This window comes from Novipirellula galeiformis (assembly GCF_007860095.1).
Taxonomy (GTDB): Bacteria; Planctomycetota; Planctomycetia; order Pirellulales; family Pirellulaceae; genus Novipirellula; species Novipirellula galeiformis.
Genome location: NZ_SJPT01000001.1, coordinates 23,062 through 37,265 on the forward strand (window position 1 = coordinate 23,062; position 14,204 = coordinate 37,265).

General features: G+C 56.2%; 10 protein-coding genes. 6 read left to right on the forward strand and 4 right to left on the reverse strand.

Features of this window, described 5'->3' with window-relative positions:
• Positions 1–154: 154 nt before the first annotated feature.
• Positions 155–679: a tRNA (cytidine(34)-2'-O)-methyltransferase gene (locus Pla52o_RS00075; protein WP_231611980.1), complete on the reverse strand. Its 525-nt coding sequence runs from the start codon at positions 677–679 to the stop codon at positions 155–157.
• On the opposite strand from Pla52o_RS00075, the gene Pla52o_RS00080 reads away from it, so the two are divergent.
• Genes Pla52o_RS00080 through nagB form a run of 3 tightly spaced genes read left to right on the forward strand, consistent with a single transcriptional unit; the run spans position 678 to position 3,678 of the window.
• Positions 678–1,454 (forward strand): hypothetical protein, encoded by a 777-nt coding sequence (locus tag Pla52o_RS00080; protein ID WP_146592572.1) that lies wholly within the window; start codon positions 678–680, stop codon positions 1,452–1,454. The genes Pla52o_RS00075 and Pla52o_RS00080 overlap by 2 nt on opposite strands.
• Positions 1,451–2,905, forward strand: a complete 1,455-nt coding sequence (locus Pla52o_RS00085) for an HD domain-containing protein (protein ID WP_146592573.1) — start codon at positions 1,451–1,453, stop codon at positions 2,903–2,905. The genes Pla52o_RS00080 and Pla52o_RS00085 overlap by 4 nt, the downstream gene beginning before the upstream one ends.
• A gap of 5 nt (positions 2,906–2,910) precedes the next feature.
• Positions 2,911–3,678 carry a glucosamine-6-phosphate deaminase gene (gene nagB / locus Pla52o_RS00090; RefSeq protein WP_146592574.1) on the forward strand — a complete coding sequence of 256 codons (768 nt, stop codon included), beginning with the start codon at positions 2,911–2,913 and terminating at the stop codon, positions 3,676–3,678.
• A gap of 255 nt (positions 3,679–3,933) precedes the next feature.
• On the opposite strand, the gene Pla52o_RS00095 is transcribed toward nagB, so the two are convergent.
• Together Pla52o_RS00095 and Pla52o_RS00100 are read right to left on the reverse strand one after the other, a co-directional pair.
• On the reverse strand, positions 3,934–4,938 hold the full coding sequence (locus Pla52o_RS00095; protein ID WP_146592575.1) for a Gfo/Idh/MocA family protein: 1,005 nt from the start codon (positions 4,936–4,938) through the stop codon (positions 3,934–3,936).
• A 43-nt stretch (positions 4,939–4,981) separates the two neighbouring features.
• A complete protein-coding gene (locus tag Pla52o_RS00100; protein ID WP_231611981.1) occupies positions 4,982–6,160 on the reverse strand; it encodes a cysteine desulfurase family protein in 1,179 nt (392 codons plus the stop codon).
• A 232-nt stretch (positions 6,161–6,392) separates the two neighbouring features.
• Between Pla52o_RS00100 and Pla52o_RS00105 the strand changes: the two genes are divergently transcribed.
• The 3 genes from Pla52o_RS00105 to Pla52o_RS00115 all read left to right on the forward strand — a co-directional run bounded on the left by Pla52o_RS00105 (position 6,393) and on the right by Pla52o_RS00115 (position 10,346).
• Positions 6,393–6,719 (forward strand): DUF6793 family protein, encoded by a 327-nt coding sequence (locus tag Pla52o_RS00105; protein WP_146592577.1) that lies wholly within the window; start codon positions 6,393–6,395, stop codon positions 6,717–6,719.
• 172 nt (positions 6,720–6,891) lie between these two features.
• The gene (locus Pla52o_RS00110) at positions 6,892–9,318 is read left to right on the forward strand and encodes a hypothetical protein (protein WP_146592578.1); all 2,427 of its coding nucleotides are present in this window, start codon (positions 6,892–6,894) and stop codon (positions 9,316–9,318) included.
• A gap of 101 nt (positions 9,319–9,419) precedes the next feature.
• Complete coding sequence (locus Pla52o_RS00115) at positions 9,420–10,346, forward strand: ABC transporter ATP-binding protein (RefSeq protein WP_146592579.1); 927 nt, start codon at positions 9,420–9,422, stop codon at positions 10,344–10,346.
• Between the two features lie 213 nt (positions 10,347–10,559).
• Here Pla52o_RS00115 and Pla52o_RS00120 read toward each other — a convergent pair whose 3' ends face one another.
• Positions 10,560–14,198 (reverse strand): hypothetical protein, encoded by a 3,639-nt coding sequence (locus tag Pla52o_RS00120; protein ID WP_146592580.1) that lies wholly within the window; start codon positions 14,196–14,198, stop codon positions 10,560–10,562.
• Positions 14,199–14,204: the final 6 nt, after the last annotated feature.

Below are 14,204 nucleotides of genomic sequence, written 5' to 3' on the forward strand. Positions count from 1 at the left end.
CGAAGCGTTAGCGTGGGGACTCATCATGGAGTCCCTCGCTAACGCTTCGGGTTATGATTTTTGATTGCGCACATCACTCAAAAACCGTAACGCCCGATGGGTTAGCGGTTAAGCCCTTTTTGGCGGTTTCGGTTTTGGCGGCGAAGTCAACGGTTCACTCACCGAGGCTGCGCACTTGTCGTTGGTGTTCGTACAACACGATCCCCGCGGTCGTGGCGAGGTTCAAGCTACGCACCTTCCCAGTGGTGGGGATGCGAAGGGCGCGAGGATCATCGCGGTCCAAGATTGAGTCGGGCAAACCGGACGATTCGCTACCGAAGACGAAAACGTCGTCCGCTTGGAATGTGGCGTCCCAGATGGTTTTCGTCGCGAATCGCGAAAAGAAGAAAAAACGACGAGGGGACAATTTTTCGAGCAGCTCGTTCCAATCGATGACTTCTTCGATCATCAAGTGTTTCCAGTAATCTAAGCCGGCTCGGCGAACGTGTTTTTCATCCAATTGGAAGCCTGCGGGACGGACAATCCAGAGTTTCGCTCCCACGGCGACGCAAGTTCGTCCAATGTTTCCGGTGTTCCCCGGAATCTCGGGCTGGTAGAGTACGACATGCGACGACGGTAAAGTCGCTATACTTTCGCTTTTCCCATGACGCGGCTCCTGCTTTTCTTGATTCTGTTTCATGCCGATCCAAGTTACCTGTCCAAAGTGTTTTAAGCGATTCCAAGTCAGCGATAAATTCGCTGGTAAAAAGGGGCCCTGTCCCGCTTGCAAGAATACCATATCGGTCCCGGAGGAATCCGAGGAAGTGGTCATTCACGTGCCCGACGACGGCGCGCCGAAGGATCGCACGGGGCAAAGTATTCTCAAACCGATCAAGCGGACCGAAACCGATGTCACTCGCAAGGGATTGATACTCACGATCTCGGCGATCGTGGGCGTGTTTGCGATCGCGATTGGCTTTCGCTTCATGGAGGTCGCCGAGGGGGCGCGGATGATAGCGAACATGATTGGCTTGATCGCCATTGCACCGCCCTTGGTTCGCGCGGGCTATTCCTTTGTTTATGACCAAGAACTCGAACCCTTTACGGGAATCGAACTACGAAATCGGGTCTGGTTATGCTCAGCCCTGTTTGCCTCGCTTTGGATCATCTATGCCTTTGTCCCCACCTATGTTTTCGAACTCGATCGCGCGGCCGAGATGGATTACATGACCTTCGGGATCATTCTCTGTGTGATGCTAGGGATCGGCACGTTTATCTCCATGATGACGTTCGAGGTCGAAGGGCTCGGGGGGCTGACTCATGCGGGATTGTACCTGCTAACGACCGTGTTGTTGGCCATTGTTAGCGGCGTCACGCTCGCCGGAGCGGAGACTCGCGACGACATTCGGCGATCCTCGGTTATGGCTATCGAAGTCAGTGTGTCCGAAGTCAACGCGGTCGATCCGACACGATGATTCCCGAAGTCATTCAATTGAACCAAGCATCGACATTGGTTCGCATTCCTCCGGCCGACGGTGTTCCGATCTCGCCCCGCGTGCGGCGAATCATCGATTCGGCGCCGCTGCGCCGACTCGCTTCGATTAGCCAACTCGGCATGGTCGCGTTGGTCTACCCCGGTGCCACCCATTCTCGATTTGAACATTCCCTTGGCGTCTATCTGAACTCGCTGCGGTTGCTCGCACGGTTCACCGGCGATGCGTCGCTTGATCCTCCACTGGACGCACGCAGCGCCGATGCGTTCGTCCTCGCGGCGCTGTTGCATGATGTTGGGCATTGGCCCTTTTGTCATCCGATCGAGGATATGAAGCTGAAGGGGTTTCGCGCTCATGAATCGCGAGTCTCGGACTGGATCGACCATTCCGAGCTTCGTCGTTGTATCGAAGAGGATTGGTCCTGCGAGGTGCAAGATGTCATCGATTTGCTCGAGCCTAAGAAGGGCGACTCCAATTCGAACGAACCCGGCGATGGCGAGATTAAAGCTGCGTCCTCGACCGGGACGACACAAGACTTCTTGCGCAGTTGTCTCAGTGGCCCGATCGACATCGACAAACTCGATTATCTGCAGCGTGACAGCCTGCATTCGGGAGTACCCTACGGTCGCAATTTTGACGTCGGGCGATTGATCGATTCGATGTGCGTCCATCCCAGCAAAGGGATCTTGGCGATTGGAGAAAAGGGGCGCACCGCGGCGGAGATGATGGTCTTTGCACGCTATGTGATGTTCAGCGAAGTGTATTGGCACCACGCGGTTCGAGCGGCGACCGCGATGCTGCAACGCGCCGTGTTCCTGTTGCGGGATCAACTCGATCTTGAATCTGCGATCAAGTTAGATGATGCCCAGTGGATTTCTCGACTGATGCAGATCAGCCATTCGCATGATGAAACCAAACCCTTGGTGAGTGGTTTGTTTGGTCCCCAGCGACGACTCTACAAGCGGGTGGCCGAATTTAATGCGGTCGATGCGATCGGGGGCGAGAGAGTCGAAGTCCATCGTCAAATCGCTCGCCGACCGTATTGGTGGTTGGTTGCGGCCAGCGAGAGGCTTGCGGATCACTTGACCGAGGTGGTGGGAGAGCCAATTCGCCCTACGGATGTTTTGATTGATGCGCCTCCGGTTAAGCTCGAAGTCGATATCAATGTCGATGTCGTGCTGCGAGATCGAAGTCTGCCCCCTCAAGCGGGCGATGTAAAAGGTGGTGTTCCCCCCACATGTGTGGAGCTGGCTAACGTATCCCCCGTAGCGAGGGCCTTGGCTCGGCAGCAGTTTGATGATCAAGTCAAGCGAGTACGGGTTTTCGTGCATCCCCAAAAACGCGACATTATGACCCAAGCGATTCCCAGCAGTCGTGATTGGTCCACAATCCTGCTTGAAGTGATTCACCGCATCGATAACGAGGTAGTTTAGTAGATATGAGCAATCCTGTATCGCAGTCGTCCAACACGTCATCGCCGCAAGTGATTGTTTGTGCGGATGAAGCATCGGCTTCACGAAAGGTGGCCGATATGATTGTCGCCGCGGTCAACGCAAAACCATCGGTCGTGCTTGGGTTGGCCACCGGTGGGACTCCGGTCAAGACCTACGCGAACATCGTTGAAGACTTTCGAGCCGGCAAGGTGGACTTTCGCAACGTAACATCGTTCAATCTGGATGAGTACATTGGGCTAAGTGGGACTCATCCACAGAGTTTTCGGCACTTCATGGAATTGCAACTCTTCAATCACATCAACATTGACCCCAGCAAAACCTTCGTACCCGAAGGCTGTGGTGACGACCCGGCAGCGCACGCAGCCGAGTTTGAAAAGCGAATTGCCGATGCGGGGGGGATTGATCTGCAACTATTGGGCATTGGACACAACGGACACATTGCCTTTAACGAGCCCGGTTCGTCCGCGGATTCGCGGACTCGCGTCGTGGGATTGACGCAGTCGACGATCGAGAAGAACGCGAGATTCTTTGATTCCGAAGACGAGGTTCCCAAGACGGCGATCACGATGGGGATCGGTACGATTCTCGAAGCAAAGCAGATCGTGTTGCTTGCGACCGGCACAGGCAAAGCCGAAGCGATCCGGCTTTCATTGCAAGCGTCGCCGAGTGACGACGTGCCCGCTTCTTGGCTCGCCAAACATCCCCAAGTGACCTTCGTCCTCGACGAAGCGGCTGCCAGCGAATTGGCCTAAGCCTTTTGGAAAATGACGTGGGATTCAATCCGTAGCTGCGTTCGCAAGAACGCGGTGCGACGGGAAAGAGGTGGGCGATCGTAAACTCAGGGTTGCGGCTTACTCGCTGACGCACTCTCGCTTTCCGCAGGTGGCGTTTCGCTTACCTACGGCAAATTTCCTCAATCCCTATCGCGATAGGATCGAAAACCATTCGTCATGACATGTGATGGAAAAAAGCGTGCTGACGCATCGAACCATCAAGAAAACGCAGCTTCAACACTCACGCGGTGGGGGCGCGGACGGTTCGTGATGGGCGAGTTCGACCGATTCTTGGATCGCGTCGATCATGTGTTGGGTGTCCAGGGCTTGTTGGTGAAATGGATCGAGCGGTTCGTCACCAATGAAGCGGGCAATCATGCGTCGTTCTTGGTTGCCTTCGAAGGTCAGTTGCTCGACGGCTCCCGCGGCGTCGTGGATCCAACAGCGCGCCGGCCGGTCGTGCCAAGGACGTGTAAAGTCGTCGCAGACCAGTGATGCGTCACTGCCGGCGACCTCGAACCACTTTCGTGTCGACGTGTCGTAGCCACACGATAGCGTCGCGGTAACGTCATCGTCGAACCAGAGCATCGCTGTGATCCGTTGTGCGACCCCTTGGCGTACGATGCGTCCGGCAACCATCCGGTTGGGTAATGATCCCGCTACGAATCGTGCCAGCGAGCAAACGTACCAACCGAGATCCAGCAAGCAGCCGCCACCGAGTTCAGGGTCAAGGCGATGTTCTCCGGATTGAAACGGGTGAAAGAATGACACAGCCGCCGTGATGTGGCCAAGCTTGCCGAATCGTCCTTCCTGCAGCCAGCCGCGGAACGCATCGGTACGTTCGTGATGCAGCCACGCGGTGGCGTCGAGCAACCGCACCGAGTTCGCCTTGCACGCCGCGTGTACCGCGAGCGATTGGGACGTCGCTACGGTTAGCGGTTTTTCGCAAAGCACATGCTTGCCCGCTTGAGCCGCTGCGATGGCCCATTCGGCGTGCATTGACGGGGGCAATGCGATATAGACCGCGTCGACATCGTCGCGAACCAACAACGACTCGTAGCCTTCGACCGCGGCGGCGATTCCGTATTGGTCGGCGTACCATTGGGCCCGCTGGCTCGTGCGGCTGGCAATCGCGGAGACTTCAGCGCCATCGGTCGATTGAATGTCCGCGACCAATCGCCGGGTGATTCGTCCGGTGCCGATGACTCCAAAGCGTGTGATAGATCCTTCACCACTCATGAACGCGATACTCTCGTTGTAGGGAATTGGGGTTGTGGAAACCTTACGACAATTGTCGTAGTTTCGTGTAGGCCACGATCAGTCGATTCGCGGCCTGTTCTATTTCTTCATCGGTATTGAACCGCCCAATTCCAAAGCGAACGCTGCAGCGGGCGGCGGATTCGCTGAGGCCCAGCGCGGTCAAAACATGGCTGGGGGCTGCATCGGCGCTGCTGCACGCTGAGCCGCTACTAAAGGCCAACTCGGGCGTTGCGGACATCCACGCGGCGCCTTCGATTGCGTCAAGTTGAAAATTTAAATTCCCAGCTAAACGGGATGACTGCGTGAGCGGGGGCCCGTTGAGCACGATTCCTTCGATACCGCGACAGAGCAGGTCAAACAGTTTATTACGCAATTGGGCGATGCGAGCGGTTTCGCTTTCCATTTCATCGACGCAAAGCGTCAATGCGGTTGCCATGGCGACAATCCCTGCGGGATTCAGAGTGCCACTGCGCAGCCCGTGTTGTTGTCCTCCGCCGACGATTTGAGGTTTTAGCCGGACTCGACGATTGCCATTGCCGGCGAGCAAAAAACCGATTCCCTTGGGACCGTAAAACTTGTGAGCCGTGGCGCTCACCAAATCAACATCCGCATCCCCAATGTCCACGGGGATGCGTCCGACCGCTTGAGTCGCATCACTGTGCAATAACGCGCCACGCGAGTGGCAAAGTTGAGCAATGGATTTCATCGGAGCAATCGAGCCGATCTCGTTATTCGCCCACATCACCGAAACGAGTGCCGTGTCCGGCTCAATCGCAGCGGCGAGTCGGTCCAAATCGACGAGTCCAGATGAGTCGTTGCCATTGGCGACCACGGGAACGCGTGTGACTCGGATTCCTTCTCGCTCCAGGTCGTCGGCGACGTCAAGCACGGCATGATGCTCGGACGCGACGGTGACGAAATGTCGCTTTTTCTGGCGTGGATGCAAACAAACACCCCGAATTGCCAAATTATTGCTTTCGGTCGCACCGCTGGTAAACAGCACCGCTTCGGCAGGGGCATTTAGCGCCGAAGCGATCGCGCCGGCCGATCGCTGGACGCCTTCCGCAGCGGTATGCCCCGCGTCGTGCGACACGCTGCTGGGATTCCCATAATCCTCTGACAACCAAGGCAGCATCGCTTGTACGACCCGTGGATCGCAGCGGGTCGTCGCGTGATTGTCCAGGTAAATCATTCGAAGCATTCCAGGAAATGTAGCTCGTTTGTACGAGGCCGTATTGTAGCCCAAGATGACAAATTGCAGACGGGGCGGCGCCGAGTGCGGGGAAACAGCTAAAACCGATGAAAACCATCGTCCAAAACTTTCCAGCAATTCCCTGCGTCGGTATCATGCAGTGGCAAAGCGTGGCGTACAATTTGCTGCTGGCTCGCTGCTGTCCCTCCCCCTCGCCGATTCTCTCCGAAGGAGTTTTCTGATGCCGCTATTCGAGGTTGAAACCAACTCTCATATCATCATCACCTGGGCCGAAGATGAACAGGCGGCTCGTGCCGTGGTTGCCGATGCATACCCCTATGACGAGATCGCTCGGTTGACCAAACGCCCTCGTGACACCTGGGTGATTAGCAAGGGGGCTCTGGGGCTAACCTCCCCGTCGCTGGACCCCTGCTTGGTGGCTCGCGAATGCTTGAGTCGTTCCTCCGGTGACAAGGTGAATGCGATTCGCTTGTATCGCATGGAAACGGGCAGTGACCTCGAACATGCGCGCAAAGCGATCGAGTCGAATATGGTGATGGGCTGGTAGATCGCCGCGATTGTTTCGATTCCCACTCTTCATGCTCGTGTCCTCATCTTGAAGTCGCGAGTTTTTCCTAACCCGCAGCGTCCGCGAGTGAAAATCGATTTTGATTCGGTCCCTCGCTGACGCTTCGGGTTAGGATCTGCTGGAAAAAAAACTGTTATCGACCAGAATCAACATGCCTCGTTTTTCATTTCTGTTCGCCTTGCTCTGTAGCGTCCTGATCGTGGGCTGCGATGGCTGTCGCTGGACGCCCACTGCGGAGGAAGAGGCGGAGGAAAAAAAAGCGTTGCCTGACTTCACTTCCCTTTCGGCTCAACCCTTTCCCGCCGATCGCAATCCCAGTGGAAGTGGGATCAAACCGGGACATTGGTTTTCCGCGGCTCAAGTGCTTAAGAGCAACCGTGACGACACGCGAGGGCAACTCGAGAGCCGGGTGCTATTGGGCGAAGGGGCCAAGCCGGACTCGCAACCCGACGCAGACTCGCTCGTAAACGTTCGCCCGATTGTGCTTCCCAAGGGACAACAGCGACGCTTTGATTACCGTAACTTGGCACCCGGATCGAGCCGGGAACGCGGCAATTTCTTTCTCTCAAGCCAATTGTTCTCCGGGACAAGCCTCGTGCATGACACCGGGGCGGAACGGATTGCGATGCTGCGTCCCGAAGAGTACTTCTTCATCATCTTGACCAATCGCCCTCAGCGATTCGCGAAATTGCTCAGCTCGGATTGGAGGCGACCGTTCCGATCCGATTCTGAGTTTGCCTCGAAGTCGGCGAATTACCGATTTGTGATTCCGAACACCGACCAAGTGTTGCCGGTTGCAGAATCGATGCTGGATTGGACAAGCACGGCGGTCGTGCTTTGGGACGATGTTTCGCCCGATACGCTCACTCCGGGGCAATCACGGGCGATGCAGGATTGGATTCATTTCGGGGGACGCTTGATTGTTAACGGTGCCGATGCAGCCGATTCGATTGCCGCTTCGCCGTTGGCTGGATTGTTACCATTGAATCCACGCGGGAATATTGAACTCGATTCCGAAGCCGCCACGCAGCTCTTGACCCATTGGTCGGTTGAAACGGATCGATCCAGCGAGGGGCAAGTGGCACGGGTCAAAAGCGATTCGGGGCGGATTGCGGTCGATGGGATCGTTGCCTCCGATGCAATCGATGTTCCAGGCACGGGGCATTTGATGCTCAATCGCAGCGTCGGGCGTGGCCGAGTCATGCAGTCGCGATTTGATCTGGTCAGCGATTGGATGACGAACTGGGATTCGTATGACAGTTTTTTTAATGCGGTCATATTGGAACGACCGGCACGCCGCTTTGTTGAGTTTGATCAAGGCATGATGCTGAAGCAGCAATACGTCGTATCGAATCGTTACGATGCGGATCCGACGATGAATAGCACATTTCGCATTGCCGCGCGCGATGCTCGGCTTAGGCTACCCGCGGCCGACCCGCCGCAGAAGCAGATTGCATCGCCGCCCGCGTCGCTCGAAGCCTCCAACGACGTTTCAGCCCCGAAGTCCAATGCCGATTCTATCGTCCCAGCATCAATGCCTGATCGCTACACTCGGGTAGACCCCATTGCGGGGACAAGTGGATGGAGCCATCAAAGTGACGCGATCCAATTGACCCAGGAAATTCTACGCAATGAATCGGGGATTGAGATTCCGTCTTCCTCGTTGGTCATGCGCTCGCTGGGGATTTATTTGCTTGTGCTTGTGCCGCTGAACTACTTGGTTTTTCTGTTGCTTGGAAAGCTAGAATATGCATGGTTGGCCGTCCCCTTGATTGCCGTCCTCGGCGCCGCTTGGGTCGCTCGATCGGCACAACTCGATATTGGTTTTGCGCGGAGCCAAACCGAAATCGCAATTCTCGAAACTCAGCCTGAGTATGATCGCGCGCATCTATCGCGAGTGATCGCTATCTACAATTCGTTATCCAGTACGTACGATTTGCAATTCGCTACCCACGACGCGGTCGCGAACTCGCTCGCCCAATCGACCCCGTCGCGTACTTCATCGTCGTTGCGTTTCAATACGGATTTCGACGAAGGCCCGAGGCTCGCTGGTGTCGCAGTGGGAAGCAACGAAACGCAAATGGTTCGCGCCGAGCAGCTCGTCGACGTCGGCGGGGGCATCACGCTCAAGGGAGAGGAACTTGTCAACGGGACCGACTATGAGCTGCTTGATTCGTTTGTCGTCAAGAAAATCGGCAGCGATCAAACTCGCGTCGCCATCGTAGGACGCTGCGAGTCGGGAGCAAGGATCAAGCTGCGTTTTCAAGAGCCTTCGCCCTCATGGGGGCCAACGGAATTACCACTGCAAGTCTCTACCTTGATGCGTGCGTTGCTCGACGAAAATTCAGTTCCGGACGATTCGGTGCGATTGGTCGGACGGATCGAGCAATCGCTTCCGGGAATGACAGTTTCGCCTGTCGCGAACCAACGCAACGCACAAACGATCGTGCTCGCAAATCTGAGTCATCCGGCTGCCTCGCCCGCACAGAAGGACGTCAATTTAATTAGCGACTTTCGCCCTTCGTTGCCTGGAGCCAGCGGCGGCGAGGATCCGAGCGAGAGCGAAGACGCACTTTAAGCAGAGTGGGGCCTCCCACGCATGTTGACGAGGCATCGACGGAGCGATGGGAAAAGCCCACCGCTAATACCAGCCAGCCCCGAAGGGGAACAGGAAACTTCATGATCACGCTCAATGGATTCGGAAAAGACTACGGCGATTTCATGGCCGTCGAAAGCATCGACTTGCATATCGGTGCTGGCGAAACGTTCGGTTTTATTGGTCCCAATGGCGCCGGGAAAAGTACCACCATTCGCTTTCTGGCAACGTTGCTGCGCGCCAGCCGGGGTAGCGGTTCGGTGGCGGGGTGCGATGTGATGGGCGACCCCGTCGGCGTGCGGCAAGCGATCGGTTACATGCCCGATAATTTCGGTGTCTACGATGGCATGCGGGTGTGGGAATTCCTCGACTTTTTTGCCGTGGCCTACCGCATCGGGCGTACCGACCGAAAACAAATCATCGACAACGTATTAGAACTCTTGGACCTCGGTCATAAACGCAACGATTTCGTTAACGGTCTCTCGCGTGGGATGAAGCAACGACTTTGTCTGGCCAAGACATTGGTTCATGATCCACCGGTGTTGATCCTCGACGAACCCGCCAGCGGGCTTGATCCGCGCGCCCGAATCGAGGTCAAGGCACTGCTAAAAGAGTTGCGGAAAATGGGCAAAACCATTTTGATCAGCAGTCATATTCTGACCGAATTGGCGGATTGTTGCACCTCGATCGGGATTATTGAGCGGGGGCAATTGCTGATGAGCGGACCGATCGAAAGTGTCTATCGTCGAATTCGTCGCAATCGAATGGTGGAAATCAACTTCTTGTCGGGGCTCGAAGCGGGGCTCTCGATCCTAAGAAGTAGTCCGTTGTTGCGTGCGCTCGAGCACGAACCCACGCGAGTGGTCGCGGAGCTTGAGACCGACGATGAAGGGCTCGCTGATTTGCTTGACGAATTGATCGCCGCAGGGGTGCGGATGCGATCGTTTCATGATCGCGATCCGACGCTCGAGGATGTCTTCATGACGGTCACCAAAGGCTTGGTCACATAGTCGCTGATCGCTCCGCGATCATAACGAGAGAGTCGCTGATCGCTCGGGGCGTCGATTTAGTTTGTGACGCATTTGGTTGTAGCGAAAGTCGTCAAGACGTTCGTTTTCTGGGATGACCGAAACCGTTGACGAGTTCCGCTACCTCAGTACATCGAATCGACGTCCTCGCGATGATTACGTATTGATCGCGGGAGCGATCAACGACACTGCATCTCAGCGACCAAAGATCTTGTCGAGACCGCGTCCGAGTTGCTTTTGCAGATAGTTTTCCGCCGTGCCCTGGACCGCTTGCAGACTTAGTTCGGAAACCACCTTGCGAACGCCCGAGGAGTCGAGGCTTGGACGTGACAACGTTCCATCAATCGGTAGCGTTACCGGTTGTCCGGCTAGTCCCTGCAGATCGCTGCCGAGCCAGCGTGCATCGAGCGGAACTTGGGCGATCAAATTCAGTCGGCCATCGATGTTCACATTGCCGCTGGTAACCACTTGGGCTCGGTCGACTTCAAAGAACATCCGTTGGTGGCTAACGACGCCACGATCCAGCGAGAAATCAACGGTTTGCGCGGGCACGCGGATCAAGGTTGTCTCGTTGTTCGAAGCCGCTTGGGGGACGGTTAACTGAGCGAGCGAGCGAAGTTGATGAAGCCCGCCAATGATCTGGTCGGCCATCGGTCCGGAGTTCATATTGATCGATTCGATGTTCAAGCGACCAATGACGCGGCTTTGTTGGGGGTGATCAAAAACGACAATCGCTTCATCAATCTCGGCGCTCAAGGTTCCATCAACGCGGGTCGCATTTGCCGCCAAGGGTGCTAAGTACTTGAGCCAACGATCGGTCATTTCCGGCGTCAAGCGAATGGATTCCGCAACACGTCCGGGCGCAACTCGCATCCATAACGGACCGGGGCGATAGTGGACATCGCCGGCTAGGTTCAACCGCCCTTGGTCCACCGGCACCGACGCGGGTGAAATATAGACGCTGGTTTCCGTCAATCGCACCGGGATGTTGGCGCGACCCAACTTGACTCCAGCGACTTCGCCAGATTCCCAACCTAGGTTTGCCAGGACCTCCATCGCAATTTGATCGTCCGCTTGGCGAGTGAGTTTCAACTCGATCGGAGTTTCTTGAACTCCCTGCATTTGGATTTGAGTTCCTGCCAAATCACTTAATCGTTTAGCGACTTCGTCCATTTTGATACGGGTGGGACCTTTGACGGATACCTCACCCTGCGATTCGTTCCAAATCGCATGCCCTGCCAAATTGGTGGCGAACCAATCGCTGGCCAATTTCAGTGAGGGGGCCGCCACGGTACCGGTCTGAGGATCGAACTGCATCATGCCGTTGATCTTCACGTTGGGTTCCGACCAAACGACACGTGATCCCGAATTTTGGATACTGGTACTACTAGGATTTCCGTTCGCTCCTGTGGCACCCGTCGCGTTGCGAACCGGGCCGACCGTTTGCCAAGCCGCACTGGCTTGGGGCGGTTGGACGATGGCGACGCCAGTGCCGGTAAACTCGGTGTCGATGGAGTATTGCTGCGATTGGCTGGTGATGATGAACCGCCCATCGCAATCGCCCATCACGAGCCATTCATCGGTGGGGACGTTTTGTCCCGGTCGATAGCCCACTTGCGTGATCGCGGGAACGACGCGGGTCGCGACACGAGTTTTCACACTGCCTTGAATGCGTTCCAGCTTGGCTCGCCAAGCGATTTCGAGATCCGTTTTTGTGGGGGTCCATTCGCCTTGAATGGCGGCGGACATGGCATCGCCCTCAACCGTCATCGAGCGGCAATCGAGCGAAGCGGCAGCCCAGTCGTAGTCGCCGTTAAAGTGAAGTTTGATTTTGGGCTGTGCGAAATAGCGATCCGCATAGGCCACGCGAGGTTGGGTCAATTCGATCGAGGTGCCGGTCAATCTTCCGCCCCTCGACGAAATGTCGGCACGTGCATTCATGGTGAATCCGCCGTCGAAATCATGCAGTTCCTCAGGCAACCATGGCCCCAGCGTGTCAGCCAAGGATTCCAATCGCCCGTCGCCTTGAATGCGAAGCGGGAAACGAGTGTCCGCGTTGGGACTACGAATCCCCTGGACCAGCTCTGCTCGTAGGTTGAGTCCCGAGCTAGACAGGACGGCGTTTGCCACCGAAAGCGATTCTAGCCGCCCCGCGTGCCACTGTCCTACGGCGTCGACGTTCATACGCAATGCCGGGTGGCGCAGACGATTTCCGCCGGGCAGTTCGATCAATAGATCCTTGGCATCGGCGGTGCCAGTCAAACGCCATTGGTCACCGCCCGACGCATTCCATTGGATTTTTCCTCTCGCTGAACCCGCCAACGAGGAACTCGAGAGGTCAATGATCGGTCGCAGCATGCTTGCCAAACGTCCAAAATCGACTTCGATATCGGTCGCGCCACTCTGCAGATTGCCTTTTCCACTCGCGGCAGCAAATGTGCTTTTTAATTCAAATTGTTCGGCTTGGATGCGATCGGGGTTACTCGAGACGATGGCCGTCATTTCAACGGGATCGATCACCACGGCTTGTCCATGGGATCTTGCTCGGATGGCATCGCTTCGCAAACTCAAGCGACGCCTGCGCACGTCGTGCGAAGGTAGCGATTCGATCGCGGCGATGGCACGCCCGGAAACAAGCTCCGCGTCACTGCGAATTGGCAAGATCCCCGGCAATGCACGATCCATTGCGGCAAGGTCCAATTCGGCGCTGGCCGTGCCTTCGAGTGCGTCGAGCCAACGGACCGGGTTGTCGCTGGCACCGACTAAGGTGATCGACGTGGAAAAGGCACCATCGAGTTTGATCGAAGCAAAGTCGGTGGTCGCAACTAGCCCGCGTCCCATCACGCGGTCCTCAATCAAACTCAATTGACCATCGAGCATCGCTAGCTTGTTTGTCCAACGTCGCGAGTCTTGTTGAAGATTGGCGGCTTCGAGATTGCGGACTTGAAATTGGCGAACGACCGCGTCAATCGAACCGTCACTGCTGCCGCGAACCTGCAAATTGCCCGTGGCATCGCCAACAAGTTGCGCCGGAATTTGGTCGGCATACGTACTCATCCGTCGTCGCACGAGTGAAACCACCGACAACGGAAGCGAATCACAAGTCAGGTCAATGTTCCAAGGCGAGGCATGGCTGGGATCGGTCGTCGCTGTGAACCCAAACTCAATCGCTCCTTGTAACGATCCTTGGCTTCCCCGCGGTTCGGCTAACACACCTGTAAAGCGGCTTTGAATCGAGTCGGCAAGCAGATCGAGCTGGGTGCTCGCTTGGGACAATTTCCAGGTCTCGCCCGTTTGCTCGTCAGTCACCGTCAGCGTGATATCGCTAATCTCGACGTTGCCTGTGGTCGCGGGGCCATCGCTGGCCGGTTGCTCGAGAAAATACTGCAGGTCCTCTTCAATCGAGCTGTTGCCTTCACTTACCTTGCAGCTCGCATCGACTCCTCGCACCAGAATCGATCCCAATTCGCTGGTCGTGCTTCCCAACAGGTCCAGGACGGTCAATTCGGTATCGATTTGTTCAATACGGATTTGGCTTCCCGCTTGGTTACCGATCACCGTCAAGCCGTTGATACGCAGCGGGGTTACCCAACCGACGCGGAGCCCTTGGGCTTTGGCGTCGAAGCCGTAGGCGGCGGCACTACGGACGACGATCGATTTGCCGATTGGCGAATGGCTGATCAAGCTCGGCGCAGCAAGCAACAGGAACGCGATCAGAAAAACGCCACCGAGTACGTAATAACGCCGCCGTTGATTGCGATTCTCACGTCGACGTCGGGTTTGGTCTTGTTGAGTTCGTTCGAGCTGGTCGAGCAAAAAGTCGTCGGTGGTCACAGGCAC

Excerpts from the sequence above, each read along its gene's own strand:
- Pla52o_RS00105 (WP_146592577.1), top strand. The coding sequence starts at position 6,393 with ATGCCGCTATTCGAGGTTGAAACCAACTCTCATATCATCATCACCTGG.
- Pla52o_RS00085 (WP_146592573.1), top strand. The coding sequence starts at position 1,451 with ATGATTCCCGAAGTCATTCAATTGAACCAAGCATCGACATTGGTTCGC.
- Pla52o_RS00080 (WP_146592572.1), top strand. The coding sequence starts at position 678 with ATGCCGATCCAAGTTACCTGTCCAAAGTGTTTTAAGCGATTCCAAGTC.
- Pla52o_RS00100 (WP_231611981.1), bottom strand. The coding sequence starts at position 6,160 with ATGCTTCGAATGATTTACCTGGACAATCACGCGACGACCCGCTGCGAT.
- Pla52o_RS00095 (WP_146592575.1), bottom strand. The coding sequence starts at position 4,938 with ATGAGTGGTGAAGGATCTATCACACGCTTTGGAGTCATCGGCACCGGA.
- Pla52o_RS00075 (WP_231611980.1), bottom strand. The coding sequence starts at position 679 with ATGAAACAGAATCAAGAAAAGCAGGAGCCGCGTCATGGGAAAAGCGAA.
- Pla52o_RS00115 (WP_146592579.1), top strand. The coding sequence starts at position 9,420 with ATGATCACGCTCAATGGATTCGGAAAAGACTACGGCGATTTCATGGCC.
- Pla52o_RS00110 (WP_146592578.1), top strand. The coding sequence starts at position 6,892 with ATGCCTCGTTTTTCATTTCTGTTCGCCTTGCTCTGTAGCGTCCTGATC.
- nagB (WP_146592574.1), top strand. The coding sequence starts at position 2,911 with ATGAGCAATCCTGTATCGCAGTCGTCCAACACGTCATCGCCGCAAGTG.